This is a genomic window from Actinoplanes sp. L3-i22 (assembly GCF_019704555.1).
In the GTDB taxonomy this organism is placed as follows: Bacteria; Actinomycetota; Actinomycetes; order Mycobacteriales; family Micromonosporaceae; genus Actinoplanes.
In genome coordinates this window covers 9,042,798-9,068,771 of record NZ_AP024745.1, presented here as the reverse complement: position 1 = coordinate 9,068,771, position 25,974 = coordinate 9,042,798, and the positions used below count along the sequence as shown (strand labels likewise).

Genomic DNA, 25,974 nt, shown 5'->3' with positions numbered 1-25,974 from the left:
CTCAGGCGGCCAGCGGCGCGACGTCGCCGGCCTTGCGGCGGGTGGCGTCGGCGCTCTCGTCGTCCGGCTGTTCCTGGGCGGCGAGCTCGGCGACCACCCGGGCCTCGTACAGGTCGATCTCCCGCTCGGCGTCGGCGTCGTCCCAGCCGAGGTGGCCGGCGATCAACCGCGCGGTGGTCCGGGCCGCGGCGACGCCGCGGTCCGGCGTTTCGATCGAGATCCGGGTACGGCGGGTCAGCACGTCCTCGAGATGCCGGGCCCCTTCGTGGCTGGCCGCGTAGACGACCTCGGCCTTGAGATACCCGGACGCCCCGTCCAGCGGCTCGCCGAGCACCGGGTCGGCCGCGACCAGCGCCAGCACCTCGTCGAGCATCGTCCCGTAGCGGCGCAGCAGGTGCTCGATCCGGAACACCGGCAGCTTGTGGGCCCGGGCCAGCTGCGCCCGCCGGTTCCACGCCGCGCGGTAGCCGTCCGCGCCGAGCAGCGGCACGTGCTCGGTGCACGACGCCGGCACCCGGGTGTCCAGCTGTCCGACCGCGGCGTCCACCGCGTCCTTGGCCATCACCCGGTACGTCGTGTACTTGCCGCCGGCGACCACCACCATCCCGGGCGCCGGCGTGCCGACCGCGTGCTCGCGCGACAGCTTGGCCGTGCTGTCCGCCTGCGCCGACAGCAGCGGGCGCAGTCCGGCGTACACGCCCTGAACGTCTTCCCTGGTCAGCGGCGTGGCCAGGGTCTTGTTGACCTCGTCGAGCAGGTAGTCGACGTCGGCCCGGGACGCCGCCGGGTGCGCCTTGTCCAGCTCCCACTTGGTGTCGGTGGTGCCGATGATCCAGTGGTGGTCCCACGGGATCACGAACAGCACGCTCTTCTCGGTCCGCAGGATCATCCCGGTGTGCCCGGCGATCTTCTCGCGCGGCACCACGATGTGGATGCCCTTGCTGGCGGTGATCCGGAACTGGCCGCGCTCGCCGTCGAGCAGCGCCTGGCTGTCCCCGGTCCACACACCGGTCGCGTTGATCACGGTGCGCGCCCGGATCTCGATCTCCTGCCCGGTCTCGGCGTCGCGGGCCCGGACCCCGACCACCCGGCGGTCCTCCCGCAGGAAGCCGACGACCTCGGTGCGCGAGGCCACCTGCGCGCCGTTGGCGGCGGCCGTGCGGACCAGGAACATGGTGTGCCGCGCGTCGTCGACCTGCGCGTCGTAGTAGCGGATCGCGCCGACCAGCGACTCCGGCCGCAGCGACGGGAACGCCCGCAGCGCCTCGGTCCGGCTCAGGTGCCGGTGCATCGGCACGCCCACGCCGCCGCTGCCGGCCAGCGCCAGGGTGTCGTAGAGCGCGATGCCGGCGCCCACGTAGAGCCGCTCCCACGCGCGGTGCTGCAGCGGGTAGAGGAACGGCACCGGCCGGACCAGGTGCGGGGCGAGCCGGTTGATCAGCAGGCCGCGTTCCTTGAGCGCCTCCCGGACCAGCGCGAAGTCGAGCATCTCCAGGTAGCGCAGGCCGCCGTGGATCAGCTTGCTGGACCGGCTGGACGTGCCGCTGGCGAAGTCCCGAGCCTCCAGCAGGCCGACGCTCAGGCCGCGGGTCGCCGCGTCCAGGGCCGCGCCCGCCCCGACCACGCCGGCGCCGACCACCAGCACGTCGAGCTCTTCACTTGCCATGGCCGTCAGGGCGGCCGCGCGCGACTGCGATGAGATCTTTCCGGTGTTCATGACAGATCCTTCCTAGACCCAGTCGAGGGTGCGGCTGACGGCCTTGTTCCAGCGGTCGATGGATTCGGTACGTCGTGCGGCCGGCCACGTCGGCTGCCAGACCCGCGCCTCCCGGCGGTGGGCGCGCAGCTCGTCCTCGGAGCGCCAGAACCCGACGGCCAGCCCGGCCGCGTAGGCCGCGCCGAGCGCCGTGGTCTCGGCGACCGCCGGCCGGCGGACCGGCACGCCGAGGATGTCGGCCTGCAGCTGCATGCACAGCGCGTTCGCGGTCACCCCGCCGTCCACCTGCAGACAGTCGAGTTCGGTGCCGGAGTCGCGGGCCATCGCCACGACCACGTCGCGGGTCTGGTGGCAGATCGCCTCGAGCGCGGCCCGGGTGATGTGCGCGGCGGTGTGGAACCGGGACAGCCCGACGATCGCGGCCCGCGCGTCCGGCCGCCAGTAGGGCGCGAACAGACCGGAGAACGCCGGCACGAAGCACACCCCGGCGCTGTCCTCGACGCTGGCGGCCAGGGTCTCGCTGTCCGCCGCGCTGTCCAGGATGCCGAGCTGGTCGCGCAGCCACTGGATCGCCGAGCCGCTCGCCGCGACGGAGCCCTCCAGGGCGTACACCGGCAATTGGTTCTTGAATTTGTAGGCGACGGTGGTCAGCAGACCGTGCGTCGAGCGCACCGGCGTGGTTCCGGTGTTGAGAAGAACAAAATTCCCTGTCCCGTACGTACATTTCGCGTCCCCGGGCGCAAAGCACGTCTGCCCGAACAGCGCCGCCTGCTGATCCCCGATCGCCGCGGCCAGCGGAACCGTGCCCAGCGCCTCGCCGTAGACCTCCGCCGAGGAGCGAATGGCCGGCAGCATCGCGGCCGGGATGTCGAACAGCGCCAGCAGTTCCGGGTCCCATTCCAGGGTCGCCAGATTCATCAGCTGGGTGCGGCTGGCATTTGTCACGTCGGTGATGTGCAGCCCGCCGCCGGTCAGATTCCAGATCAGCCAGCTGTCGATCGTCCCGAACAGCACCTCGCCGCGTTCGGCTCTTTTCCGCAGCCCGGGCTGATCGTCGAGCAGCCAGCGCACTTTCGTCGCGGAGAAATACGTGGCCGGCGGCAGTCCGGTCCGTTCGCGCAGCAGTTCCGCGTCCAGATCCTTGAGATCGGCGGCGGTCCGGGTGTCCTGCCAGACGATCGCCGGGGCGACCGGCTCGCCGGTGGCGCGCTCCCAGAGCACGACCGTCTCCCGCTGGTTCGCGATCCCGATCGCCGCCAGGTCGGCCGCGACCAGACCGGCGTCGGCCAGCGCCGCGTCCATCGTCTTGCGGACGTTCTCCCAGATCTCGCGCGCGTCGTGCTCGACCCGGCCGGCCGCCGGCAGCAGCTGCCGGTGCTCGACCTGGCGCCGGGCGATCTCTGATCCGTTCCGGTCGAAGATCATGAAGCGCGAGCTGGTGGTCCCCTGATCGATCGCGCCGACGAAGTCCGCCACGTTGTCCTCCTCTGCCCGCGCCGAGTGCTTGCTGTTGTTTGCGCTCTGGCCGCGACGTTAGGAAGCGAAATCGCCCGCGGCAACGCCGAGCGTGCGACAATGTCGCACGATGCCCGGCCTGATCCAGTCCATCGAACGGTCCTCGGCGGTCCTGCGCCTGCTCGCCACCGGCCCCGGCCGGCTGCGGGTCAAGGAGATCGCCGACGCCCTCGGCCTGCCAAAATCAACGGCACAGAGCATTTTGCGTACGTTGACACACATCGGTTTCGCCGAGCAGGACCCGCGCACCGCCCGCTACCGGCTGGGCCGCGGGCTGCTCGACCTCGGCTCCACCGGCCTGGACGCCAACGAGCTGCGCGCCCGCGCGCTGAACTGGGCCGACACGCTGGCCTCGCGCAGCGGCGAGGAGGTGCACGTCGGCGCGCTGCGCGAGCAGGGCGTGCTGGTCGTGCACCACGTGTTCCGCCCGGACGACTCGGCCCAGTCGATGGACACCGGCAGCGTCGTGCCCGCGCACGCCACCGCGCTGGGCAAGGTGCTGCTCGCCTACCAGGCCGCGGCCGCGGACGACGTTGCCGCGGGCGGGCTGACGGCGTACACCCGAAGGACCGTGACCACCCGGCAAGCCCTCACCCGTGCGCTCACCGAGACCCGCGCCCAGGGCTGGTCTCTATCGGTCGAGGAATGGCAGGCCGGCCGCGCCGGGATCGCCGCGCCACTGCGCACGTTCGGCGGCCTCGTCGCCGGCGCGATCGGGATCAGCGGGCCGGTCGAGCGGCTCTGCGACACCCGGCGGCAGGCCCGCCCCGCCCTGGTCGACTACGTCGTGGCCGCCGCCCGCTCGATCTCCCGCGCCCTGGTCGAGCCGTGACCTCCCGGGCCGACCGCTACATCCTGGCGATCGACCAGGGCACCACGTCGACCCGGTGCATCGTCTTCGACCGGCGGGCCACCGTCGTCGCGGTGGCCCGCGCGGAACATCCGCAGTCCTACCCGCAGCCCGGCTGGGTCGAGCACGACGCCGCGCGGATCTGGCGTGACGTGCCCAAACTCATCAGCCGGGCACTGCACGACGCGGGCCTGACCGCGGACCGGATCGCCGCGATCGGCATCGCCAACCAGCGCGAGACCGTGGTCCTGTGGGACCGGGCCACCGGAAAGCCGGTCGCGCCCGCGATCGTCTGGCAGGACACCCGGACCGCGCCGGCGGTGGCCGCGCTCGACTCGGAAATGCTGCGGGCGAAAACCGGGCTTCCGGCGGCCACCTATTTCTCCGCCACCAAGGTGCAATGGCTGCTGGCGAACCTTCCCGGGCTGCGGACTCGCGCCGAACGCGGCGAGATCCTGTTCGGCACGATGGACAGCTGGCTGATCTGGAATCTGACCGGCGGGCTGCACGTGACCGACGTGACAAATGCCAGCCGCACCCAGCTGATGAACCTGGCGACCCTGGAATGGGACCCGGAACTGCTGGCACTGTTCGGCATTCCGGCCGCGATGCTGCCGGCCATTCGCTCGTCGGCGGAGATCTACGGGACCGCGCTGGACGGGGTGCCGATCGCCGCGGCGATCGGGGACCAGCAGGCGGCGCTGTTCGGGCAGACGTGCTTTGCGCCCGGGGACGCGAAATGTACGTACGGAACAGGCGGTTTTCTTCTTCTCAACACCGGAACCGAACCGGTCCGCTCGACCCACGGGTTGATCACCACGGTCGGCTACCGGATCGGCGCCGCGGCCCCGGTCTTCGCGTTGGAGGGATCGATCGCGATCACCGGCTCGCTGGTCCAGTGGATGCGCGACGGGCTCGGGCTGATCGGCACCCCGGCCGAGATCGAGACGCTGGCGGCGAGCGTCGCGGACAACGGCGGGTGCTACATCGTGCCCGCGTTCGCCGGCCTGTTCGCCCCGCACTGGCGCAGCGACACGCGCGGGGTGATCGTCGGGCTGACCTCGTACATCACCAAGGCGCACCTGGCCCGCGCGGTCCTCGAGGCGACCGCCTGGCAGACCCGCGACGTGGTCGACGCGATGAACGCGGACTCGGGGCTGGCGCTGAGCGCGCTGAATGTCGACGGCGGGATGACCGCGGACAACCTGCTGATGCAGATCGTGGCGGACGTCCTCGACGTGCCGGTGTCCCGCCCGATGGTCGCCGAGACGGTGTCACTGGGCGCGGCGTACGCGGCCGGGCTGGCCGTCGGTTACTGGTCGGACCTGCGTGACCTGCGCGGCAACCGGCACCGGGCGGCGGGCTGGGCCCCGAAGATGTCGCCGGCCGACCGCGCGGCCGGCCACGCGACCTGGCGCCGCGCCGTCGCCGCGGCCGTCTTCTTCAGTGAGGAAACCGGTTATCCACACTGACGCGGTTGGCATCGGCCATGTGGTTGCCGTTGGGAGGAATCTGGCGGTGTCCGTTTATTGCCAGGCGGTGTCCGGCATACAGGCGAGGTGAGTCCGAAGGCCGCCTCTCTGTCCAATCACAACACCGTGAAACAGCAGGCAGAACCGCATGAAGGTTAAGACAAGACTAGGTTTGGAGGTCGGTCTGGAGGCCCAGGAGACCGGCGCTGAGGGCCAGGATCAGCGAGTCGCCGACCTGGATACAGGCGTATGCGGGATGGTGTATCGGGATGACGGCTTGCTGCGATCCAGTGAGCGGGTCCCACAGGCGCAGGATCCGGTCGTATCCCACGGACGCGATCGCCGGCTTCCCTTTGTGCTTGATCGAGCACAACGCCCTGACGCCGCTGGTGTGGCCGACGAGGGTGGCCACACAGTCACCTTTCGCGGTGTCCCAGACCCGGATGCTGCCGTCGAGCGCGCCAGATACCAGTAGGTCGCGGCCACCAGCGTGAAGCGAGCAAAGCGCGCTTGTAGGCCTTTCCCCATCCAGTTGATGCACCATCGCACCCGTTGCTGGATTCCAGAGCCACACATATCCGTCGCCCGAGCCGCCGACGGCCAACAACGGTTTCTCTGCCGGTCCGGCGGGGCAGATCACCGCTAGCAAATTTGCGCCCTGAGCGGTCAGAATCGTCTCGTGACGAGCGACCGGATCCCATAAGTGGACTCTGGACCACCTCGCAGTGGCGACCAGCAACCGTCCGCCGACCAGAACGGCGCAAGCCGAGATTTCACCACGCATGGTAAGAGGACATTGCGCGCCTGAATCGCGCTCATCTCCTGTTTCAGTGTCGAAAAAGACGAGCTTGCGGTCGGCGAGGCCTACGGCTATCAGGTTGCGGCCATCGATCTCGACGGGGAAGAGGGTGCTAATGCCCGACGTGAACCTGATCCTAGTAGTCGGTGTGCCCGTTCGGCGGTCTCGGAGCTCCAAGTCGCCGTTGGCGTGGCCGACTGCGAAAAGACCTTTGTGCGAAGGACCCACCGCGCAGACGGCATTGATACCGCGCAGCTCCGTCGACGAACTCTCCCGTGAAGAGGAGGCCTCGGTCACCTCTGTGTCCCAGAGGCGAACCGTGCGGTCGCCGCTTCCGGACGCGAGTATCTCCACACCGCCCGTGGATATCGCGGCGACTGCATTCACCGCACCGGTGTGGCCCTTCAGATGACGGGGAGGACTGTGGTCGATGAGACTCCAGAGCCGGATTACATGATCGTCGCCGGCCGCTGCCAGGTGCGGGATGCTGCCGATCCGGATCTGGCAGAGGCCGCCGAGGATGCCAGGAGTCTCGTTGGAGAAGATTCCGGCAGGCTGAAGAGTGACCGCGTCCCAGAGTCGGACGTCTTGGTCGGTGCCGGCTGTCGCGAGTAGTGCTCGGCCAGATAAATTGACTGCGCACAATGCGCGTAGTCGCCCTTGGCCGGTGCGCACCATTTTGTCGGCGCCGAATCCCAAGCTCCATATCCGGACGGTGCCGTCGTCTCCCGCCGAGGCGACGAACGAGTTGCCGCCGACGGCAATCGTGCAGAGACCGGTCACAGGTCCGTCATGACCGCGCAGTACGGACTCGTATTGGTCGGTCGTCACGTTCCACACCCGGACAGTGCCGTCGTCGCCTGCGGAGACGACCAGGTCATGCTGGCCAGTGTTAACGGCACAGACCGCCCGTACGATCCCGTCGTGCCCACGAAGGATACGGTCGGACTTGCCGGTGGTGATGTTCCAGATCCGCACCGTGCCGTCGTTGGAGGCAGAGATCAGCCGTAGGTCGCCGTCGACCTGTGCGGCGCAGATTCCGCGAATCGGACCCTCGTGACCGTCCAGGAGTAGTTCGGTCTGTCCAGCAGCGGTGTCCCAAAGCCGAATGGTGCAGTCGTATCCGGCGGTGGCCAACATCGTCCGATCCCCGATGTCGGCTCGGCAGACGGCCAGAACGAAGCCCGTGTGGCTGGCGAGGACGGCGCGTTCGATACTGGGAACGGCATCGGCCCACAACGCCCGATAGGGCAGGCCGGGCATGTCACGGAAGTCGTCTCCCAGATCCTCGAGTGCCTCGGTGACGGTGAACATCGCGGCCCGTACGCCTGGCTCTGCGGTGGCCGCGTGCGGCGTCAGCTGGAGTAGGCGGGCCCGCCGAGCACTCACCTCGGAGACCGCGTGAGAGCTGACCGGTACGAGCCGGTGCAGGTCGGCCCGAACGACGTAGTCGCGGTCAACGAGTAGATCGTCAACCATGTCGGCCTGGTCTGCATGTGCCGGCAAGGTGCGCAGGAGGTAGCGTGCGGCTGATGTCCACCCGGTCGAACGGCCGTAAGCGGCCCACCGGCGCGTCAGCCGTCGCTGGTCTTCGGCGCGGGACGCCCGGTCGTCGCGTGCGCGCAGGAGGGCATCGTTGAGGGCCTGATGGAAGAGCCGGAACGTGGGTGTCGACGGCCCGCCGCTGGTTTCCACGAGAAAGTTCGCCGCGGACGAGCGTGCGAAAGAGATCAATTTGTCGTCGGTGACCGTGGTGCCGAAGGCCTCCAGGCCCATTCGCCACAGCGAAACCGGCAAACCGGGGGCCTCGGCGTAGGCGAGAATCGTAAGCGCCTGCATCGCGCCGACGGTGCCGACCTGCGGAAGCCGCTGCACGTAGCCTTCCAACGCTGCGTCGACCGTGGGTGTGAAGTTCAGCTCGGCTACCGCCACCGGTTTCTGATCGTGCATCCCGTGTGTACGCGCGACCAGTCCGGCCACCAGAAAGTTGCGCCGAGCCAGCGAGGCTATCCGCTCGGCCACCGAATTCGCCGTCTCGTCCCGGGCGTACGGGTTATCGTGCCGTTCGTCTCCGACCATCTGCAGGGTTGCCAGTACATAGTCGACGAGGTCGCGCTCGGCGAAGTAGCTGGGCTGGTCGAGGTCGATTATCGTGGTCGCGTCGGTGAAGGCACGTAAGAGATCGCCCTCATCGTCGCGCCGACGGGTGCCCACGACCACCTGGGCCCCGATATCCGCGCACGTTTGCGCAAGCGGTAGCACAATTCCGCTCACGACGGCCCGGGCCTCGCCCGGGCTGGCAGCCTCGTCCAGCGCGTCAAGGACAAGGTTGAAGCGGAGCCTGCGGTCCTCCAAAACAATCCGCAGCGCCGGGAGTAGATCGTCAACGCGCTGTGGTATTACAACCGACGCGGCCCGTGCGATCTCTGCCGCGATCTCGAGCGCCGTCTTGCCCTTGGCGTGTACAGCGCATGCCACCGACCCCAGGGTGGCCTTCACACCATCGTCGTCGACCGGCAGGGCGGAACGGATCTCCGTGTCGGCGGTGGTGACTATTCTGCCCAGGACGGCGGATTTCCCTACGCCCGGCGAGCCGGTGACCACCAGCACGCGCCGGTCGGACGCCGGTCGATCGAGCCAAGCCGTGATCTCCGACAGGGCCTGGCGGCGGCCCTTGAAGCGATGACCCCGCTCGCTGTCGACGCTCACACCCCTAGCCCTCGGCCGCCAGTGACGCCCGGCCTCCGGGTCCTGGGGGAGGGCCCAGCCCCACGCCGCGAGTGCCGTCTCCCCAGCCGCGGTGGCCGACCAGCGGGCCAGGTCGCCCAGCTTGTGTTCCGGGAGTTCTAGGTCGACCTGCCGCAACGTCAGCGCTCTGGCATCACCCTTGTGGTCACCCGTTGGCCGCGCCTGACCGACCAGTCCGACAACTGCCTCATACCCGGTCGACCACATGCCGGCACCACTGAACCCAGGCTCGACCACGTACCGCGATGTGGTGTCGAGACGCACCCAGCCGTAGGCCAGGCCAGCGCCTACTACGCCGAACGCCTCGTCTCCGAACACGTCCCCTCCGGGAAAGCCGAAGGCCCACCACTGGTCGTCGAGAAGGTCGGTGGCTGTGGGGCACCGCAGCCGTGCCGGCGCCACCTCGGCAGGCACGGGCTGCTCGAGGGTGAGGACCGCGACATCGACGATGTCCGCAGGCCCGCCAACTTCGATATTGACCACGCGATGGCGTGTCCCGGCCGGCAGGCCGGCCTTGGGGAAGGCTACCGACACATCCTCCGGCCGCGCGCCCTTCACCACATGAGCGCAGGTGAGCACGCGACGCACGTCGATGACGACGCCCGCGCCCTTCGGATGCTGCGCTTCCGTGCCGACATAGATCGCCGTGGTCCAGCTGTCGATCGGACCGGCTGGTCGCTCAGTCACGGGAACCTCACGCCGGCAATGCGGCGGACGGCTCCCACTTCAGGGTGATCTCGAAATTGCCTTCGGTAGCGGCCTTGGCAACCACCCAGTTAGCGGTGCCGGTCACCTTGACCCCGAATTTGACCTCGACACCCCGGGGCGCGAGATCGGCGACCCTGTCCAGCACCACCCGAGCGGCCGCCACGGCTGGCTCGATCGCATCACGCACATATCCAGCGACCTCGCCCACACCTGCAGGGACGAAGCCGTCCACAGCCGAGATCTCGATCTCTACCGATTTCTCGTCACCGACGAGGTACCTCGCCACATTCGCCAACGGAGTCGCCGCCCCTCACCATCGTCGGATAAACCACTGTAACGGTCCTGGCCTTGCCGGACCCGCGCAGCGGCGAGAACAATTTTTGCTTTTGCCCCGGCCTGGCAGGCAGGCAGATCGGTCAGAACGCTGGTTTAGGTATAAGCAGTGAGCGCGGCGGCTAATGACGCCGATCAGCGTCTTGTGTATGTGGTCATCGGCAGCTATTGCATCGGCCACCATAATTCTCCAACAGGTGGTCGGGCGGCACGGGCCGTAACGCTGATCTTGATGGCGATCGGATCAATATTGATGGCCGCACTGCGGCGGCTGAGCGGTGAACTCGTCAGGGCCACGGCGACGGCCCGTCAGGTCCCGGCCGTGCGGTGGCCGGGCGGGGCGTCGAGTCGATGCTGGTGGGATGACGTGCCAGGCATGTGATGTGGTGGCCGGCCGGCGCGTCGTGACGGCTCTGCTGGGACGACGCGCCAGGACCGGTGAAGCCGTGCTCAGCCGGCGCGGCGGACGGCGAGGACGCCCTTGATGATGCGGAAGACGCCGTAGGCCATCGGGCCCCACGCGACGACGTAGACCGTGGCGTCCGAGGCCATCGTGGCGAGCGTGATGAGGCCGCCGACCGCGAACCAGATCGCGCCGACGGTGATGTCGCGCTTGCCGCGGGAGGCGGCTTCGGCGAGGTTGATCTGGTGCTGGGCCGAGTCGTGCGGGGCGTCGCCGGACCAACGCTGGTAGGGCATCGCCGGGGGAGCGCCCAGCGGCCCGGCGCCCTGCGGCGGACCGAACTGACCGGGCGAGCTGTACTGACCGGGCGGACCGTACTGACCGGGCGCGGTCGACTGCGGGCCATAGTTCGGCGGGGCGGTCGGCGGCTGGCCGTAGCTCGAGGGCGGGCCGTAGCTCGGCGGAGTGGTCGGCGGCGGGCCGTAGTTCGGCGGGGCGGTCGGGGGCTGGCCGTAGTTCGGCGGCGCGGACGGCTGCGGGGCGGCGGTCTGCGGCGGCGTCGGCTGGCGCGGGGCGGGCGGGGCCGGATACGTGGGCGGCTCGTAGGCCGGGGGCTGGTATGTGGGCGGCTCGTAGGCCGGCGGGGAGTAGCTGGGCCCGGCGGTCGGGTCGGGGTACGTCATAGGGCACCTCTTCAACTGGTCCGACTGGTCACACAGGAGTACCGCCGGGTCGCGGCCCCGGTTCACCGCCCGGGCGCGGCGAGCCGCGAATCCATTGACGAGTGTGCCTTCGCCGGGCAAGAAGTCGTCGATTGACGTTTCCAAATTGTTGACGTACCTTGTCGGGGAAAGCGCATTCCCGCATCTCAATCTTGGTTCAGCGTCGCACTTCCCGGCCCCGCCGCGGGCGCCCCACGGCACCCGCGCGGGACCGGTCGAGGTCGACAACTCCGGCGATCGTCCACACACCCTTGTCGCCAGGGTGGGGCGATCGCCGGAGTCGTCAGCACCCCCGAGTCAGCCCGGCTGGGAGAGCGCCCGGAGCCGGATGGCTGGACGATCGCCCGATCAGGACGGCTGGGTGAGTGCTCGATCAGGACGGCTGGGTGAGCGACCTCCGGTGCTGATCAGGCCCAGCAGGCCCACCACCACGGCGGTGATCGCGCAGATCGGGGTCAGCCAGGCGGGCAGGCTGTCCAGATACCACCAGCCCGGCCGCAGGACCGAGTGCAGCGTGTGGACCGGCTGGTCGACGCCGAGATTCGCGGCGAGCAGGGCACCCTCCCGAACGATGGCGAAGGCCGGCAGCACCCACGCGGCGAGGGCGATGGCGGTGAGCTCGGCCGTCGTCCGGCGGCGAACCTGGCTCATCGGCCGCACCCGGTAGGCGCAGGCGGCGGACAGCAACCAGCCGGCGAGCGCCCCGAGCAGCGCCCCGGCGACGGTCAACGGCAGGTAGGCGACGGTACGCGCGGCGAAGATCTTGCCGTTGACGCCGCCCCGGTAGACCTGTGCGGCCGGGTCGGCGGTGTTGCCGCCCACCGCGTCGGTCGCCGTCGCGTGCAGGATCAGGCCGTCGCGCTCGGCGGTCAGGACCGCATAGCGGTGCGGGTTCGCGAACGTCGCGATCGGCGGAGCGGCCGGGTCGGCGTACACGGTCGTGCTCGTGACCAGGTCGGCGTTCGGCGCGATGCGGTTGGTGCCGTCCAGGACGGGGATCGGTCGTACCGTAAATTCTTTGATCTTCCATCCGGCGGCGACCAGGCCGTCGCGGGCCTGCTCGACGGTCCAGGTCGGCACCGGCCCCGGGTCCTGGGCCCGCGGGAACGCCATGAACTGGACGAAGTCGGCGCTGCCCGGCTGGCTCCAGGACCGCGGAGCCTCGTGGAGGTCGGCCGGGTCGGTGACCGCGGTGTCCAGAATGTCCTGCGCGGCCGCCGGGGTGGGCAGGTCCGCGAACGTCCGCGCGCCGAGCCAGCTGCCGGCGGCCGCGCCGGCGACGCCCAGCGCCGCCGTCACCAGTACTGCGGCGACCAGCGCGAACGGCCGACCGGACGGGAGCCGGAAGCGCTGCCGGAGACCGCTGGTGATCAGGTGCCAGGCGTCCGCGCGGGACGGCCGCGAGCGGCCCGGCTCGGCCATCTCCAGCAGCGTGGTGATCAGCTCGGTGCCGTGCCGGCGGCGGTACCACCCGGAGTACGCCCGCAGCAGCAGCCGATAGCGCCGCTCCAGCCGGGCGTCCCCGGCCGGCCACGTCTCGCCGGTCATGCGACGCCGCCCAGGATGGTGCGGCCTGCGACGCCGCCCAGGATGGTGCGGCCTGCGACGCCGCCCAGGATGCTGCGGCCGAAGGCGGGCCGATGCCGCAGCTCTTCGCGGGCGGCCGAGGCCCGCCGGTCCAGCCGGGCGATCTCCGCGGCGAGCGCGACGGCGCCGTCGGCGGTGAGCCGGTAGTAGCGGCGCAGGCGCCCCTCCACCGCCTCCTCGTGATCGACCTCGATCAGACCCTGCTCGGCGAGCCGGTCGAGGGCGCCGTAGAGGGTGCCCGGCTTCAGCTTCACCTCGTCCGCGGAGAGGACGGCGACCGCCTGGACGATGCCGTAGCCGTGCCTCGGCTGGGCCGCCAGCGCGGCGAGGATGAGAAACGTCGGTTCCTGCATGGCCCGGAACGCTACATCCGCCGATATATATCGTCAACCGACCTATGCGGGGTGGGGCCCTCCGGCAGGGCGTGCCTGCCGGAGGGGGACCGCTCGGTCAGGACACCGCGACGTCGAAGACGTGCATGATGCCCTGGTTGGTGGACTCGGGCAGGACGACCGCGGCGACGGTCTTCGCCGGGTCCAGGGCGACCGGCGTGGTGGCGAGGACGCGGAACGTGCCCGTGCCGGCCGTGCCGTTGACGTTGTTACGGCCCTGCAGCGCGATGGCCTCGACGTTGCCGGCCGGGACGGCACCCGCCCAGTCGCCGAAGGTCACCGTCACCGGCTGGGACGTCCCGTCCGTGTACTGGACGGTCGCGGTGCCGGTGGCCGGGCCGTTGGTGGCCAGGCCGAGGAAGGACACGCTGGTCCCGGCCTTGCCGACGGCGATCCGCTGGCCGTGCGGGATCCAGTTGTCCGGGGTGCCGGCCGGGGCCGACGGCCAGGTGAAGGTGACGCCGGCGACGGGGAGCGCCGCGCCCGGGGTGGCGCCGGCGGCGGCGAGCGCGGTGCGCGACAGCGACCAGTCACTGAGGTCCATCGAGCCCAGGTTGCCCTGCCCGTCCGGCGTGGTGCCGGCGTTGTTGCGGGCGTCCGCGCCGGCGGTGTAGGACGGCGGGACGTCGGCGTCGCCGGTGCCCCAGGTGCCGGGCGTCTCCGACATGGTGAAGGCGAGTGTCCCGCCGTGCCGGGCGAACGACGCGTCGACCCAGTTCGCCGAGTGGGAAACACCGTTCACGCGCAATCCACCGACGTACCGTCCGATGCCCTTGGTTTTGATCTTGATGCGGTTTCCGCCGCCGATCGGGTCGATCTTGACGCTGGCGAACATCGGCCCGCTGATCACCAGGTCGCCGGTGCCGTAGATCGCCGGGTAGAAGCCCAGCTGCGCGAACACGTACCAGGAGCTCAGCGATCCCTGGTCGTCGTTGCCCGGCAGGCCGGACGGGGTGGTGTCGTACATTTCCGACACGGCGCGCCGGAGCACGTCGGCGGTCGACGCTGGCGACCGCAGCCAGTTGTAGACCCACGGGGTGTTGAACGCGGCCTGGTTCGACAGGTAGTTGCCGGTCTGCGTGTACGCCCCGGCGTCCAGCTGCGCCATCAGCGTGTCCAGCTGGGTCTTCGCCGCCGCCACGCCGCCGCGCTTGCCGATCAGCGTCGACAGGTTCTGCGGGACCATCCAGCCGTACTGGTAGCCGGTGGACTGGTTGAACTGGCCGCGCCCGGCGCCGTCCTCGCGGACCCGCAGGTCGAACGAGCGGTCGAAGCCGGTCCGCTCGCGCGGGCGGATGTGCTGGGTGACCGGGTCGAAGACGTTCATCCAGTTCTGCGCGCGAGCCTGGAAGAAGTCCGCGTTCGCCGAGTCCCCGAGCCGGGACGCCAGCTGCGCGATCGCGAAGTCGTCGACCGAGTACTCCAGGACCCGGGAGGTCGCGAAGTCGCCCTTGCGGTTCTCGATCAGCCCGGTCGAGAAGTACTGGTAGGCGTCGCTGCGGGTGGTCGAGGTCGCGGGCAGCTTCTGGGTCGCGATCATCGACGCCAGCGCGGCCTTGCGGTCGTAGTCGGTGGCCCCCATGTCGTCCAGGGTCGCCAGGATGACCTGGTAGTTGTCGCCCTGCATGCGGGCCGCGCCGGGCGCCCACCGGCCGGTCTGCTGGACCATCGCGACGATCGAGCGCTGGATGTCGTTCGCCACCTTCGGGAACGTCAGCGCGAGCAGTTGGGCCTGGCTGCGGTACATGTCCCAGCCGGAGCCGGCGAAGTTGATGTTGCGGTAGAAGTGGTGCCCGCGGTCGACCTGGTGCGCCAGCCCGTCGAAGCCGACGTACTGCCCGTTCACGTCCTCACGGACGTTGGGCTGCAGGTACGCGTGGTAGAGCGCGGTGTAGAAAGACGTTCGCTGGGCGGTGTCGCCACCGTGCGCGTCGATCGTGCCGAGCGCTTCCTTCCACGATTTTCGAGCTTCACGACGTACGTCGTCGAAATTGTCCTTTGATGTTTCCTTGTCGCGATTGAGGGCCGCGTTCTCGACGCTGACGTAGCTGAAACCGGTCTTCGCGGTCACCTTCGTGCCGGGCCGGAACGTCACCCAGCCGCCGGTGTCGTGCCGGTAGTCGACGCTCGTGTCGGTCCCGGCCTTGATCGCGTGCGTGCTGCCCGCGGCCAGATCGGCGTCGTTCCACGTCCCGAACGAGGCGAACGGCTTGTCGTAGGTCGTCGAGAAGTACGCCTTGTAGGTGTTGCCCACGTCGCACACGTCGGCGCCGAACATCCAGCCGGAGACCGTCCGGGTCGCCGGGTCGATGGTGATCTCGCTGCCGAACGACCGGTTGTTCTGCCCCGAGACGTCCAGGATGAGCGTCGCCTTGTCGGTGAAGGCGAATCGGCTCACCGAGGTCCGCGCGGTGGCGGTCAGCTCCGCGGTCACCCCGTTGTCCAGCCCGACCTTGTAGTAGCCCGGCTGCGACACCTCGTTGGCGTGGTCGAAGCCCAGGTAGTAGCCCTTGACGTCGGCCGACGGATTGACCGGCAGGACATCCCCGGCGTACGGGATGGTGGGGAACTCGTAGCCGCCGAACCGCCCGGTGCACCCGGTGCCGGAGTAGCGGGTCATCCCGAATCCGCGGATCAGGCTCGCGGTGTATTCGTATCCGCCCTTCTCGCCGACCTGCGCGTTGCCCGCCTTGTACGTGGTCGGGCTCGGCTGCACCATGCCGAACGGCACCGCCGCGCCGGGGAACGTGTTGCCGTACGCGTCGTTGCTCTTGTTCTGCGTGGTGTCCAACTCGGTGCCGATGAACTGGTTCACCGCGTCGAAGGCGGACAGCTCCGCGGCGGAGGCGGGCACGGCCAGCGCTGTCAGGGACAGCACCGGCCCGAGCGTCGCGGCCAGCAGCGCCCTTCTGGACGGAAAGCTAATCATTTCGATGATCCTGCTGTCCGGAAAGGACCGGCGCATGTCGATAAGTCATCGCGCAAGCGTCGCCCGAGTAAGATCGCATAGCGTGAGCCGCCTGATCCTCGATGAGAACACCGGCATCGATGGGCGCGGAATCCACAGCTCGGAGACGGTCGCCGAGTGGCAGGAGCCCGGCGATCGGGCCGGCTGGGCCGCCGAGGACTGGCAGCCCGAGCCGGAGGTCGTCGCCCACGCCGCGCTCGGCCCGTGGGAGGCCGTGCTCGCCCGGGTCGGCCGCCACGCGCAGCTCGGCGTCCGGCGCGACGGCGCCCGGCCGGCCTGGCACGGCCTGAGCAAGTCCCCCGGCGACATGAACCGCGGCATGGTCGGCGCCACCCTGCTCGCGCCGCACCGGCTCGCCGACGTCACCGCGGTGACCCGGGGCGAGGAGTTCACCGGCGTGCAGGTCCAGGGCGCCCGCCGGGTGCAGCAGCTGGTCGTCCCGCGGATCGTCGAGCATCCGCCGGGGGAGGAGATGGAGCCCGCCGAGGCCCGGCAGGCGGTCGGCGCCCCGGCCGCGCAGGCCCCGGCCGCGCCGCTCGACCTGCCCGAGGAGCTGACCGCCGAGCTGCTGCGGCGGTTGCGCCGCCGGCCCGCCGAGGTGGTCCGGATCGCGGTCGGGCTGCGGGTCGCCGAGACCTGGGAGCTCGCCGACGGCTTCCAGGTGCCGATCCTCTACGACGTGGCGCCGGGAATCCGGCAGGGGTACGTCGTCGACGACGTCACCGGCGTCGCGCACAGCACCCTGCAGGCCTGCCGCAACCACCACCTGGCCGGCCGGCTGGACTGGTGCACGCACTGCCTGCGCTCGACCTGCCCGGCCTGCCCGGAGGCGGTCCGCCCGTGCCGGCTGTGCCAGGGCGCGGCCTGCGGCGACTGCGTCGTCACCGAGGACGGCCGCTGCCGCGCGTGCGCTGCCCTGACCAAGGTCGGCATGTTCGCCCGCGCGAAGTACGGCGTCTCTGCGGGCGGCAAGGCCTGGCACGGCGAGTCCGCGAACGTTCAGGTCACGGTCCGCCGGCAGGGCAACTGGTGGACGCTGGAGCGCTGGGACCGCAACGGCCGGGTCACCGTTCAGCTGGATCCGGGGATCAGCCGGTACCTCGGATGACCCGGCCGCGCCGGATCAGAGCTTGATCCGCTGACCGGGATAGATCCGGTTCGGCGAGCTCAGCACCTTCTTGTTGACCTTGTAGAGCGTGCGCCAGCCGCCCTTGACGTGGTAGCGCGCGGCGATCTTGGCGAGCGTGTCGCCGGACTTGACGACGTAGGTCTTCCCGTTCGACTTCGTGGACTTCTTGGTGGTCTTCTTCTTCGCCGGCGAGGAGATCTTCACGCCGGCCTTCTTGCCGCACACCGGCCACGGGCTCAGGCCCCGCTTGGCGTACAACTTCTTCGCGATCGCGATCTGCTCGGCCTTGGTGGCCTTGTCCGCGGTCTTCGCGTACTTCCCGCCGCCGTTCGCCGTCCACGTGCTGCGGCTGAACTGCAGGCCGCCGTAATACCCGTTACCGGTGTTGATGTGCCACCTGCCGCCGGACTCGCACTGCGCGAGCTTGTCCCAATTGACACTTGCGGCGCTGGCCGGGGCCGCCGGGGCGAGGATGACTCCGCCCGCGAGAATCAGGCCGAGGGCAGCAAGGCGCGTTCGTCTACCGATCCGAGACATGGGTTTTCTCCTCGACGCCTGCGAGGTGAGCTGTCGGGTTCGGGCAGAGTGGCCCGGCCGCGTCACACGCGGCTTCACCCCGAGGCGCGAGCTCCAACATCGCGCCGGAAGTGGGTCCCCCGCTCCTGCCTTTCGATTCGTGTCCGTGGATCGGCGGCAGGATTCGGCGGACCGTCCACAGTGCCCGCCATCGCGGGACGACCGACGGTAACCACACCGGCGGCCCATCGACCAAGTTTTTCGCCCCGGATAGTGACGCTCTTCACGCTATTCGACCGATTTGATCTTGTTCGTGCCGGATAAAACCCAAAAAACAACGGCATTTGCTTGGGTACGACGACAAGCGCGCCCGAGTCAGCCGCATACCCGCCGTGATCGCCCGGGTACCCGGGCACCGAAGGCCAGGGCAAGTCCCGGGCTCGATCAGTCGGACCGGCGGGCCAGTATTTGCGCCATGCGAACCTTCGATGTGGTGGTGATCGCCCCCGGCGTTCCGCGCGGCACCGCCCGTTTCCGCGGGATCTGAGCCATGCACTATCGGCTGGAGCTGATCGCGGTGCCGGTGACCGATATCGATCGGGCCAAGCGGTTCTACAACCAGCTCGGCTGGCGCGAGGACCTCGACTACGTGTGCGGCCCGGACTACCGGGTGGTGCAGTTCACCCCGCCCGGCTCGCCCTGCTCGATCGCGTTCGGGACCGGGATCGGCACCGCCGCGCCCGGCTCGATGGAGAACGTGCACCTGATCGTCCGCGACATCGAGGAGGCCCGCGCCGAGCTGACCGGCCGGGGCGTGCGGGTCAGTGAGATCTTCCACGACGCGGACGGCGTGTTCCACCATGCGGGCACCGAGAAGCGGGTACCGGGCCTGTATCCAGGGCGTTTGTCCTACGGGTCGTTCGCCTCGTTCACCGATCCGGACGGCAACGGCTATCTGCTGCAGGAGGTCACCGAACGGGCGCCAGGTACGCTCCCAGCGTGCTGAGCTCAGTCGGACTCCGAGGCCGGTCCCGCGAACGTGACCAGCTCGAACGCTTGATCCGCGACGTCCGATCGGGCCAGAGCCGGGTCCTGGTCCTGCGCGGCGAGGCCGGCACCGGCAAGTCCGCGCTGCTCGACTACCTGGTCGGGCAGGCCCCGGCCACCCGGGTCGTCCGTGCCGCCGGCGTCGAGCCGGAGACCGAGCTGGCCTACTCCGCGCTGCAGCAGCTGGTCGCGCCGCTGCTGCCGTACCTGGACCGGCTCCCCGAGCCGCAGCGGGTCGCGCTCTCCACCGCGTTCGGCCTCAGCGCCGGCCAACCGCCCGAAGCGCTGCTGATCGGCCTGGCCGTGCTCGGCCTGCTCGCCGAGGCCGCCGTCGACCAGCCGCTCGTCGTGGTCGTCGACGACGCGCAGTGGCTGGACCGGATGTCCGAGGTGATCCTGACCTTCGTGGCCCGCCGGCTCGACGCCGAATCCGTCGCCCTGGTCTTCGCGGCCCGCACCCCGGCCGACGACACCCTGCTCACCGGCCTGCCCGAACTGCTCGTCGAAGGCCTGCCGGAAGCCGACGCCCGGGCGCTGCTGGACACCGTACTGCCCGGCCTGGTCGACGCCCGGGTCCGCGACCGGATCGTCGCCGAGACCCGCGGCAACCCGCTGGCCCTGCTCGAACTGCCCCGCGAGATGGACCCGGCCTTCGGCTTCGGCATCCCGGCCGCCACCACCACGGCGAGCCACCTCTTCGGCATCCCGGCGGCGACCACCGTGGCGAGCCACCTCGAGGACGGCTTCAAACGGCGGATCGCGGCGCTGCCCGCGGCCAGCCGCACCCTGCTGCTGGCCGCCGCCGTCGAACCGGTCGGCAACGTGCCGCTGCTCTGGCGCGCCGCCGAGCAACTCGGCGTCAGCCCGGACGCGGCCGGCCCAGCCGAAGCCGCCGGCCTGGTCGAGATCGGCGCCCGGGTCCGCTTCCGGCACCCGCTGGCCCGCTCCGCCGCCTGGCACGGCGCCGACCCGGCCGAACTGCGCGCCGTGCACCGCGCGCTGGCCGAGGTCACCGACGCCGCCGAGGACCCGGACCGGCGCGCCTGGCACCGCGGGCACGCCGCGATCGGCCCCGACTCGTCGGTCGCCGCGGAGCTGGAGAACTCGGCCGGCCGCGCGCTCGCCCGCGGTGGGCGCGCCGCCGCGGCCGCGTTCCTGGAACGGGCCGCCGAACTCACCCCGGAACCCGGGCCGCGCGCCTCCCGGCTGCTGGCCGCGGCCACGGCCCGGCTCGCCTCGGGTGCCGCGGCGCTGGTCCCCGGCCTGCTCGCGGCGGTGGAGCAGGAGCCGCTCGACGCGATCCAGCAAGCCACCGTGGAGCGGCTCCGGGCCCAGATCGCGTTCGTGCTGAACACCGGGCGCGAGATCGTGCCGCCGCTGCTGGCCGCCGCGGCCCGGCTGGAGAGCCTGGATCCGGTCGCCGCCCGGGAGACCTATCTGTCCGCGGTCGGCGCGGCGATCAACGCCGGCCGCCTCGGCGGCGACGACCTCCGCCACGCCGTCAACGCCGCCGCCAACTCCCTCTCCGCAGGCTCTCTCCCCGCAGGCTCTATCGCCGCTGGTTCCTACGCCGCAGCCGATCCCCTCGCCGCCGGCTCCTTCTCCGCGGCCGACGCTCTCCCCGCCGGCACCCGCCCCGCTGCCGCCGGCCCTCCCGCCGCCGCTGACTCTCTCGCCGCCGCTGCCGTCGGCCCTCCCGCCGCTGCCGCTGACTCTCTCGCTGCCACTGCCACCGCCGCTGCCACCGCCACCGCCGCCGCTGCCACCGCCACCGCCGCCGCGGCCGGCGCTGGCGCTGAGCCGGCTGGGCTGCTGCTCGCGGCGCTGATCATCTGGGTGCGGGACGGGCACGCGGCCGCCGTCCCCGCGTTCCAGCGGGCCCTCGCCGCGGTCCCCGCCGACAACGAACTCGACCTGCTCTGGCTCACCGGAATGATGGTCCACGAGGTCTGGGACGACGAAGCGTTCCAGGACCGCACCGAACAGGCCGTCACCTTCGCCCGCGCCGCCGGCGCCCTCTCCCGGCTGCCCAGCGTGCTCACCTTCCGATCCACCGCGCTGATCTACGCCGGCCGGTTCGCCGACGCGTCCGACCTGATCGACGAGGCCGCCGCGCTGGCTCGCGCGACCGGCCCCGCCCCACACCCGGCCAGCGGCAGCATCCTGGCCGCCTACCGTGGCCGTACCGAAGAAGCCCTTGCCTTGATCGACGAACTGTCCCGGGAGGCCCGGGCCGGAGGCGTCGGCTGGCTGCTCGGCGTCGCCGGATACAGCCGCGCGGTGCTGCACAACGGGCACGGCGACTACGCGGCCGCACTGACCGCCGCCCAGGACGCCGCCGCGCACGAGGACCTGGCCGTCCTGCAATGGTCGCTCGGCGAACTCGTCGAAGCGGCCGTCCGCTCCGGCTCGGACGTCGCCAAGCAGGCCCGGGACCGCCTCGTCGCCCGCACCGCCGGACTCGCGACACCGTGGGCGCACGGCACCCGGGCGCTGGCCGACGCGCTGGTGGACGACGGCGAGGACGACTACCGCACCGCGGTCGAGCAGTTCGCCGCCGGCCGGCACAAGCTGTTGCTGGCCCGGGCCAGGCTGCTCTACGGCGAGTGGCTGCGCCGCGCGAACCGGCGCGCCGAGGCAAGAGATCAACTGCGGCCGGCGTACGAGGCCTTCAGCACCATGGGCGCGGAAGCGTTCGCCGAGCGGGCCGGCCGGGAGCTGACCGCCACCGGCGAAACCGTCCGCAAGCGCAGCACCGGCACCCGCGAGGAGCTGACCGCGCAGGAGTCGCAGATCGCCCGGCTGGCCGCGGCCGGCCGCACGAACCCGGAGATCGGCGCGGTCCTGTTCCTGAGCCCGCGAACCGTCGAATGGCACCTCCGAAAGATCTTCACGAAGCTGGGCATCACGTCCCGCCGGGAGCTTCCCGCCGCCGTGGGTCGTCCTGCCTGATCGTATGCCGCCGTGCTGGGCGGTTGGAGTTATCCACACTGGAGCTCTGTCCACAGGCCTTCGGCATGATCTTGGCCCTTTCGGCGATGATTAAGCCAGAGGCGGTGGCCCCCCTGGGAGGGCGGGCCCCTGCCCACGCGGCCCTACCCCCATACGGCCCTATACCCGGGTTGACCTGCGCCTGAGGGGCCTTACATCGGGCTGGCCTGCGCCCGGGCTGGCCTGCGCCCGGGCTGGCCTGCGCCCGGGCTGGCCTGCGCCCGGGCTGGCCTGCGCCCGGGCTGGCCTGCGCCCGGGCTGGCCTGCGCCCGGGCTGGCCTGCGTCCGAGCGGGCCTGCGTCCGAGCGGGCCTGCGCCGCCCCGCGCGCCGCGTCGCGGCCCGCTCCGGCGGGCGGCGCGAGCCGCGGTTTCCGGCTGATGCTCAGGGTTGTCTCAGCGTCACGAGGCGCCCCAGAGCACCCAGCCGGGGCTGGGCGGCGCGGCGGCGATCGGGAGCGCGTGGCGGCGGCGGTGAGTGGGGCGGCGGCGGTGCGTGGTGCGGCGGCAGCGGCGGTGCGTGGCGCGGCGGCGGTGGTGGTGCGTGGCGCGGCGGCGGTCGGGAGTGTGTGGCCCGGCGGCGGTCGGGAGTGGCTGCGGCCTCGCGCGGCTCCGGCGGTGGAGCGGGCCCGGCGCCGGAGGCGAGATCGGCGCGACGACGACGGCGACGGCGACGACCGGAGACACCACCGACTTCGGCGCCGGAGAGGAGCCGGCCAGACTTCGGCGCCGGAAAGGGGCCGGCGCCGGGAAGGGCTCGGCGCGGGAAAGGGCCCGGCCCGGCGCTTGGGGGGAACGCCGGGCCGGGATGTGGGGATGGGGCTCAGTAACCGACGCGGAACGTGGCGTCCTGCTTGTCGGTAGTGGCGGAGCTGCTGGTGATCGGATCGATGCGCAGCACATAGTTGCTGTGCCGCAGATACCGATCCGGATAGTTGTAGGACCGGAACGACGTCCACGACGAATCCGCGAACCCGGCCGCCTTGTAGAACGTGGCGTCCGCGTTGAACGTGCTGCCGCCGTCGTTCGCGCTCAGGACCATCGCGTAGTTGCTGTGCCGCAGATACCGGTCCGGATAGTTGACCGACCGGAACGAGACGCCCGAGGAGTCGGCCAGGCCGGGAACCAGGGTCCAGAGCTGATCCTGGTACGGATCGAACGGATAAGCGTCGATCCGCCCCACACTGTTGCTGTGCCGGATGTAGCGGTCCGGATAGTTGTACGACTTGACCCGGTTCCAGGCCGGCGCGCCCCACTTGGCCGTCAGGTTGGACAGCTCTCCGGCGGTGATCGGCACGATGCCGCAGTGCTTGGAGTTCAGCGGCTGGGTGTAGGACCGGTCGTTGAGCAGCGACCACGACCCGCCCGCCACGTTCGTGCTCGACCAGCAGAAGAAGCGGCCGTTGGGGCTCCACGTGTCGCCCCACATGTACCAGGTGTCGGACGTGTTCGACTTGCTGATCTGGGGCGCCTCGACGCCACGGCCGGGCGTGATCGCCGACGTGTAGAGGCTGAACGTGCCGGCGTTGAGCGATGCTGACTTCGTACCCAATAATGTGCTGTTTGTGTTGTTCTTGTAGTACATGTAGTTGACACCGTTCACGGTGACGAAGGACCCGTCGATCGCGTCGTAGCCGGGGTCGTAGAAGACCGCGTTCGCGGACGCGGTCACGAAGTCGCTGGTGTAGTTGATCATCAGGACGTTGTGGCCGGTGCCGTTGACCGCGGAGTAGACGATCGCGTACTGGCCGCGCGACGCGTCCCAGAACGCCTCCGGCGCCCAGGCGTGGGTGGCCAGCGAGTGCACCTTGATCCGCCGGTAACCGGTGAACGTGCGCAGGTCCGCCGAGTCCCAGACGTGCAGGTACTGGCTCTGGTACGACCAGTCGGTGCCGTACAGGTCGGTGGCCAGCACGACGAACGTGCCGTCCTGTTTGCGCAGCAGGAACGGGTCCCGCAGGCCCAGGCTGCCGGCGGTCGGGGTGGCCACCGCGTTGTTCTGGTTCAGCGGGGTCCAGTTCAGGCCGTCGCTGCTGACCGCCAGGTGCAGGCCGTAGTTGGCGGCGGTCATCGACGGGGACTCGGTGAAGTACGCCATCGCGTACCCGGAGTAGGTCGCGGCCTGCGCGGCGCCGGGCAGGATCAGTGAGGCGGCGGTGCCAGCCGTGCCGGCGATCAGGGTCCGGCGCTTCACTTCGCGATCGCCGTTCCGTGCCGGCACCCCGAGCAGGTGATCTTGCTGAGGCCGCTCCAGTTGTTCAGGTCGGAGCTGGTCGCGGTGTAGATGCCGTCGCCCGCGCTGTAGTGGTCGACGTACATCCGCCAGGAGCCGTTGTCGAGCTGGACCAGCGACGGTCCCTCGTAGCCGGACGCGAACAGGGTGCCCTTGTTCACCCAGCCCTCGGTGAGGTTCGCGGTGGTCGTCCAGTGTTCGATGTACTTGGTCGTCTCGTTCTTGGTGAACGCGTGCCAGGTGCTCCCGGACTTCACCACGAACGTGTCGATGTGGTTGGTGCCCAGGCCCCACATCTGCGCCGGGCCGCTCCAGGAGGTCAGCGCGGTGTTCTGGGCCGTGTAGACGTACGGGCGGAAGCAGAACGAGCAGGACGTCGACGCGACGCTGGTGATCAGCTTGACGGTGCTGCCCTCGACGTAGAACTCCGGCGCCCAGGTGTAGTTGGCGCCCGAGATCCCGGCCGGGATGCTCGCGATGTTCGTCCACGTCGTCAGGTTGGTGCTGGACGCGATGTTGAAGTAGCTGCTGGTCGTGGTCCAGGACTGGACGGTGTAGGCGGCGTAGTAGACGCCGTTGCGCTTGACGATGCTCGGGTCGCGCAGGACACCGGTCGGGCCGTGGAAGTTGGTGTCGGTCAGGGTGCTGTAGCTGGTGCCGCCGTCGGTCGACTGGTAGATCCAGAGTTCCTCGTCGGCGGCCGCGTCGCCCTTGAACGTGGCGTAGATCAGGGTGGTCGCGGCGGCGGCCGGCTGGGGGAGGGCCAGCGCGCCGAGGACCAGGGCGAGGACGGCGGTGATGATGCGGCGCATGCGTCTCCTTCATTGCTGTTAGCGCTAACAATTCAGCGCGAGCAGGGGTGTTGCGCAGAAGGAAGTGCACGGTATGACCTGGGGTGTGGTCATCCGCGATTCGAAGTTTCTGAATGATTGCGCTCAGATTGCGGCGCTGTCAAGGACGCCCGGCGGCCCGTTTTCGGGGCCGCCGGGCGCGAAGTGGACGGTGCGCGGATTCAGGCGGAGTGGCGCTCGGCCGCGGCCTGGAGGTTCGCCGCCTCCGCCTCCTCGGCGGTCGTGCAGGCCACCACCACGTCGTGCATGGTGCGGTAGAACGCCGACGCGGCAAGCGTCGACCGGCGGTCCACCCCGCCGATCAGCTTCGCCCGGCCGTTGAGCTGCCGGTCACGCTGCGGCGAGAAGGCCAGCAGGTACCGGGCGCTGCTGCGGGCGGCGAGGGCGTCCTGGAAGACGCCGCGGGTGGTGCCGGGGGCGACCCACGACTCCAGCACGACCAGATCCTGACTCCGCAGGTGCCCGCCGATCGTGTCCGCGGCCGCCAGCACCGGCGTCAGGTCCGGCTGCCCGCGCCGCAGCGGGACCGGCGAGGTGACCAGGTAGACGGTGCACTCGGCGAGCCAGTCCGGATCGCCGGTCACGTGGTAGCGCCCGGTCTCGTGCATGGCCACCAGGTCGTCGCCGAGCGGTGACCGCCCCGCGCGCAGTCTGGCTATCAGCTCCGGATCGGCGTCGAAGCCGACGACGGTGTGCCCGGCGGTCACCGCCGTCCGGGCGAGGAGGAGGCCGGCGCGGTCCTGACCGACGACGGCGATGCGGCAGGCGTGCCCGGCGGGCTGTGGTGTGGTGGCGATGACGGTGCTCCTTGCCGTCGCTGAACGAGATCCGACGAGAAAGAACATTAGGTCGATCCTGGTCAGCCGGTAATCGCTCGCCGGTGGTCCACCGAACGGTCGTTTCCGCACCGTCCGGGCGATTCGCGTGTCCGCATCCGGTCAGAGGCTTGAGCCCGGGATGTCACTGACCGTACAGATGACTGTTTCGCATCAGGAT

At 70.4% G+C, this 25,974-nt stretch carries 17 protein-coding genes and 1 riboswitch; of the genes, 5 read left to right on the top strand and 12 right to left on the bottom strand.

The features are described from left to right. Position 1 precedes the first annotated feature (1 nt). Both L3i22_RS40730 and glpK (L3i22_RS40725) read right to left on the bottom strand, forming a co-directional pair. On the bottom strand, positions 2 to 1,717 hold the full coding sequence (locus L3i22_RS40730; RefSeq protein WP_221322773.1) for a glycerol-3-phosphate dehydrogenase/oxidase: 1,716 nt from the start codon (positions 1,715 to 1,717) through the stop codon (positions 2 to 4). Between the two features lie 12 nt (positions 1,718 to 1,729). Next, positions 1,730 to 3,193, bottom strand: a complete 1,464-nt coding sequence (gene glpK, locus L3i22_RS40725) for a glycerol kinase GlpK (RefSeq protein WP_221322772.1) — start codon at positions 3,191 to 3,193, stop codon at positions 1,730 to 1,732. Between the two features lie 109 nt (positions 3,194 to 3,302). On the opposite strand from glpK (L3i22_RS40725), the gene L3i22_RS40720 reads away from it, so the two are divergent. Both L3i22_RS40720 and glpK (L3i22_RS40715) read left to right on the top strand, forming a co-directional pair. Continuing rightward, positions 3,303 to 4,064, top strand: coding sequence for an IclR family transcriptional regulator (locus L3i22_RS40720; RefSeq protein WP_221322771.1), 762 nt, complete (start codon positions 3,303 to 3,305; stop codon positions 4,062 to 4,064). After that, positions 4,061 to 5,554 carry a glycerol kinase GlpK gene (gene glpK / locus L3i22_RS40715; RefSeq protein ID WP_221322770.1) on the top strand — a complete coding sequence of 498 codons (1,494 nt, stop codon included), beginning with the start codon at positions 4,061 to 4,063 and terminating at the stop codon, positions 5,552 to 5,554. The genes L3i22_RS40720 and glpK (L3i22_RS40715) overlap by 4 nt, the downstream gene beginning before the upstream one ends. A 166-nt stretch (positions 5,555 to 5,720) precedes the next feature. On the opposite strand, the gene L3i22_RS40710 is transcribed toward glpK (L3i22_RS40715), so the two are convergent. The 6 genes from L3i22_RS40710 to L3i22_RS40685 all read right to left on the bottom strand — a co-directional run bounded on the left by L3i22_RS40710 (position 5,721) and on the right by L3i22_RS40685 (position 16,175). Continuing rightward, positions 5,721 to 9,788 carry a trypsin-like peptidase domain-containing protein gene (locus L3i22_RS40710; protein WP_221322769.1) on the bottom strand — a complete coding sequence of 1,356 codons (4,068 nt, stop codon included), beginning with the start codon at positions 9,786 to 9,788 and terminating at the stop codon, positions 5,721 to 5,723. Positions 9,789 to 9,795: 7 nt separating this feature from the next. Then, the gene (locus tag L3i22_RS40705) at positions 9,796 to 10,095 is read right to left on the bottom strand and encodes a CU044_2847 family protein (RefSeq protein WP_255657543.1); all 300 of its coding nucleotides are present in this window, start codon (positions 10,093 to 10,095) and stop codon (positions 9,796 to 9,798) included. Between the two features lie 497 nt (positions 10,096 to 10,592). After that, complete coding sequence (locus L3i22_RS40700) at positions 10,593 to 11,228, bottom strand: hypothetical protein (protein ID WP_221322767.1); 636 nt, start codon at positions 11,226 to 11,228, stop codon at positions 10,593 to 10,595. Between the two features lie 387 nt (positions 11,229 to 11,615). Next, on the bottom strand, positions 11,616 to 12,815 hold the full coding sequence (locus L3i22_RS40695; RefSeq protein ID WP_221322766.1) for a hypothetical protein: 1,200 nt from the start codon (positions 12,813 to 12,815) through the stop codon (positions 11,616 to 11,618). After that, positions 12,812 to 13,207, bottom strand: a complete 396-nt coding sequence (locus L3i22_RS40690; protein WP_221322765.1) for a PadR family transcriptional regulator — start codon at positions 13,205 to 13,207, stop codon at positions 12,812 to 12,814. Before L3i22_RS40690 ends, L3i22_RS40695 begins: the two co-directional genes overlap by 4 nt. Positions 13,208 to 13,304: 97 nt before the next feature. Continuing rightward, entirely contained in the window at positions 13,305 to 16,175 is a 2,871-nt protein-coding gene (locus L3i22_RS40685; RefSeq protein ID WP_221322764.1) for a GH92 family glycosyl hydrolase, read from the bottom strand. Between the two features lie 82 nt (positions 16,176 to 16,257). Here L3i22_RS40685 and L3i22_RS40680 point away from each other — a divergent pair, with 82 nt between their 5' ends. Next, on the top strand, positions 16,258 to 17,322 hold the full coding sequence (locus L3i22_RS40680) for a hypothetical protein (RefSeq protein WP_221322763.1): 1,065 nt from the start codon (positions 16,258 to 16,260) through the stop codon (positions 17,320 to 17,322). A gap of 15 nt (positions 17,323 to 17,337) precedes the next feature. Here L3i22_RS40680 and L3i22_RS54470 read toward each other — a convergent pair whose 3' ends face one another. Then, positions 17,338 to 17,880, bottom strand: a complete 543-nt coding sequence (locus L3i22_RS54470; protein ID WP_221322762.1) for a transglycosylase family protein — start codon at positions 17,878 to 17,880, stop codon at positions 17,338 to 17,340. Continuing rightward, a riboswitch (cyclic di-AMP (ydaO/yuaA leader) is annotated at positions 17,881 to 18,059 on the bottom strand. A 350-nt stretch (positions 18,060 to 18,409) separates the two neighbouring features. Between L3i22_RS54470 and L3i22_RS40670 the strand changes: the two genes are divergently transcribed. Together L3i22_RS40670 and L3i22_RS40665 are read left to right on the top strand one after the other, a co-directional pair. Continuing rightward, positions 18,410 to 18,865, top strand: a complete 456-nt coding sequence (locus tag L3i22_RS40670) for a VOC family protein (protein WP_221322761.1) — start codon at positions 18,410 to 18,412, stop codon at positions 18,863 to 18,865. Beyond that, complete coding sequence (locus L3i22_RS40665; protein WP_255657542.1) at positions 18,859 to 21,858, top strand: LuxR family transcriptional regulator; 3,000 nt, start codon at positions 18,859 to 18,861, stop codon at positions 21,856 to 21,858. The genes L3i22_RS40670 and L3i22_RS40665 overlap by 7 nt, the downstream gene beginning before the upstream one ends. An 859-nt stretch (positions 21,859 to 22,717) precedes the next feature. Here the strand turns inward: L3i22_RS40665 and L3i22_RS40660 are convergent. The 3 genes from L3i22_RS40660 to L3i22_RS40650 all read right to left on the bottom strand — a co-directional run bounded on the left by L3i22_RS40660 (position 22,718) and on the right by L3i22_RS40650 (position 25,823). Beyond that, positions 22,718 to 24,115, bottom strand: a complete 1,398-nt coding sequence (locus L3i22_RS40660) for a glycoside hydrolase family 43 protein (RefSeq protein ID WP_255657541.1) — start codon at positions 24,113 to 24,115, stop codon at positions 22,718 to 22,720. Continuing rightward, positions 24,085 to 24,939 (bottom strand): hypothetical protein, encoded by an 855-nt coding sequence (locus tag L3i22_RS40655; RefSeq protein WP_221322760.1) that lies wholly within the window; start codon positions 24,937 to 24,939, stop codon positions 24,085 to 24,087. Before L3i22_RS40655 ends, L3i22_RS40660 begins: the two co-directional genes overlap by 31 nt. Before the next feature lie 200 nt (positions 24,940 to 25,139). After that, positions 25,140 to 25,823: a hypothetical protein gene (locus L3i22_RS40650; protein WP_221322759.1), complete on the bottom strand. Its 684-nt coding sequence runs from the start codon at positions 25,821 to 25,823 to the stop codon at positions 25,140 to 25,142. Positions 25,824 to 25,974: the final 151 nt, after the last annotated feature.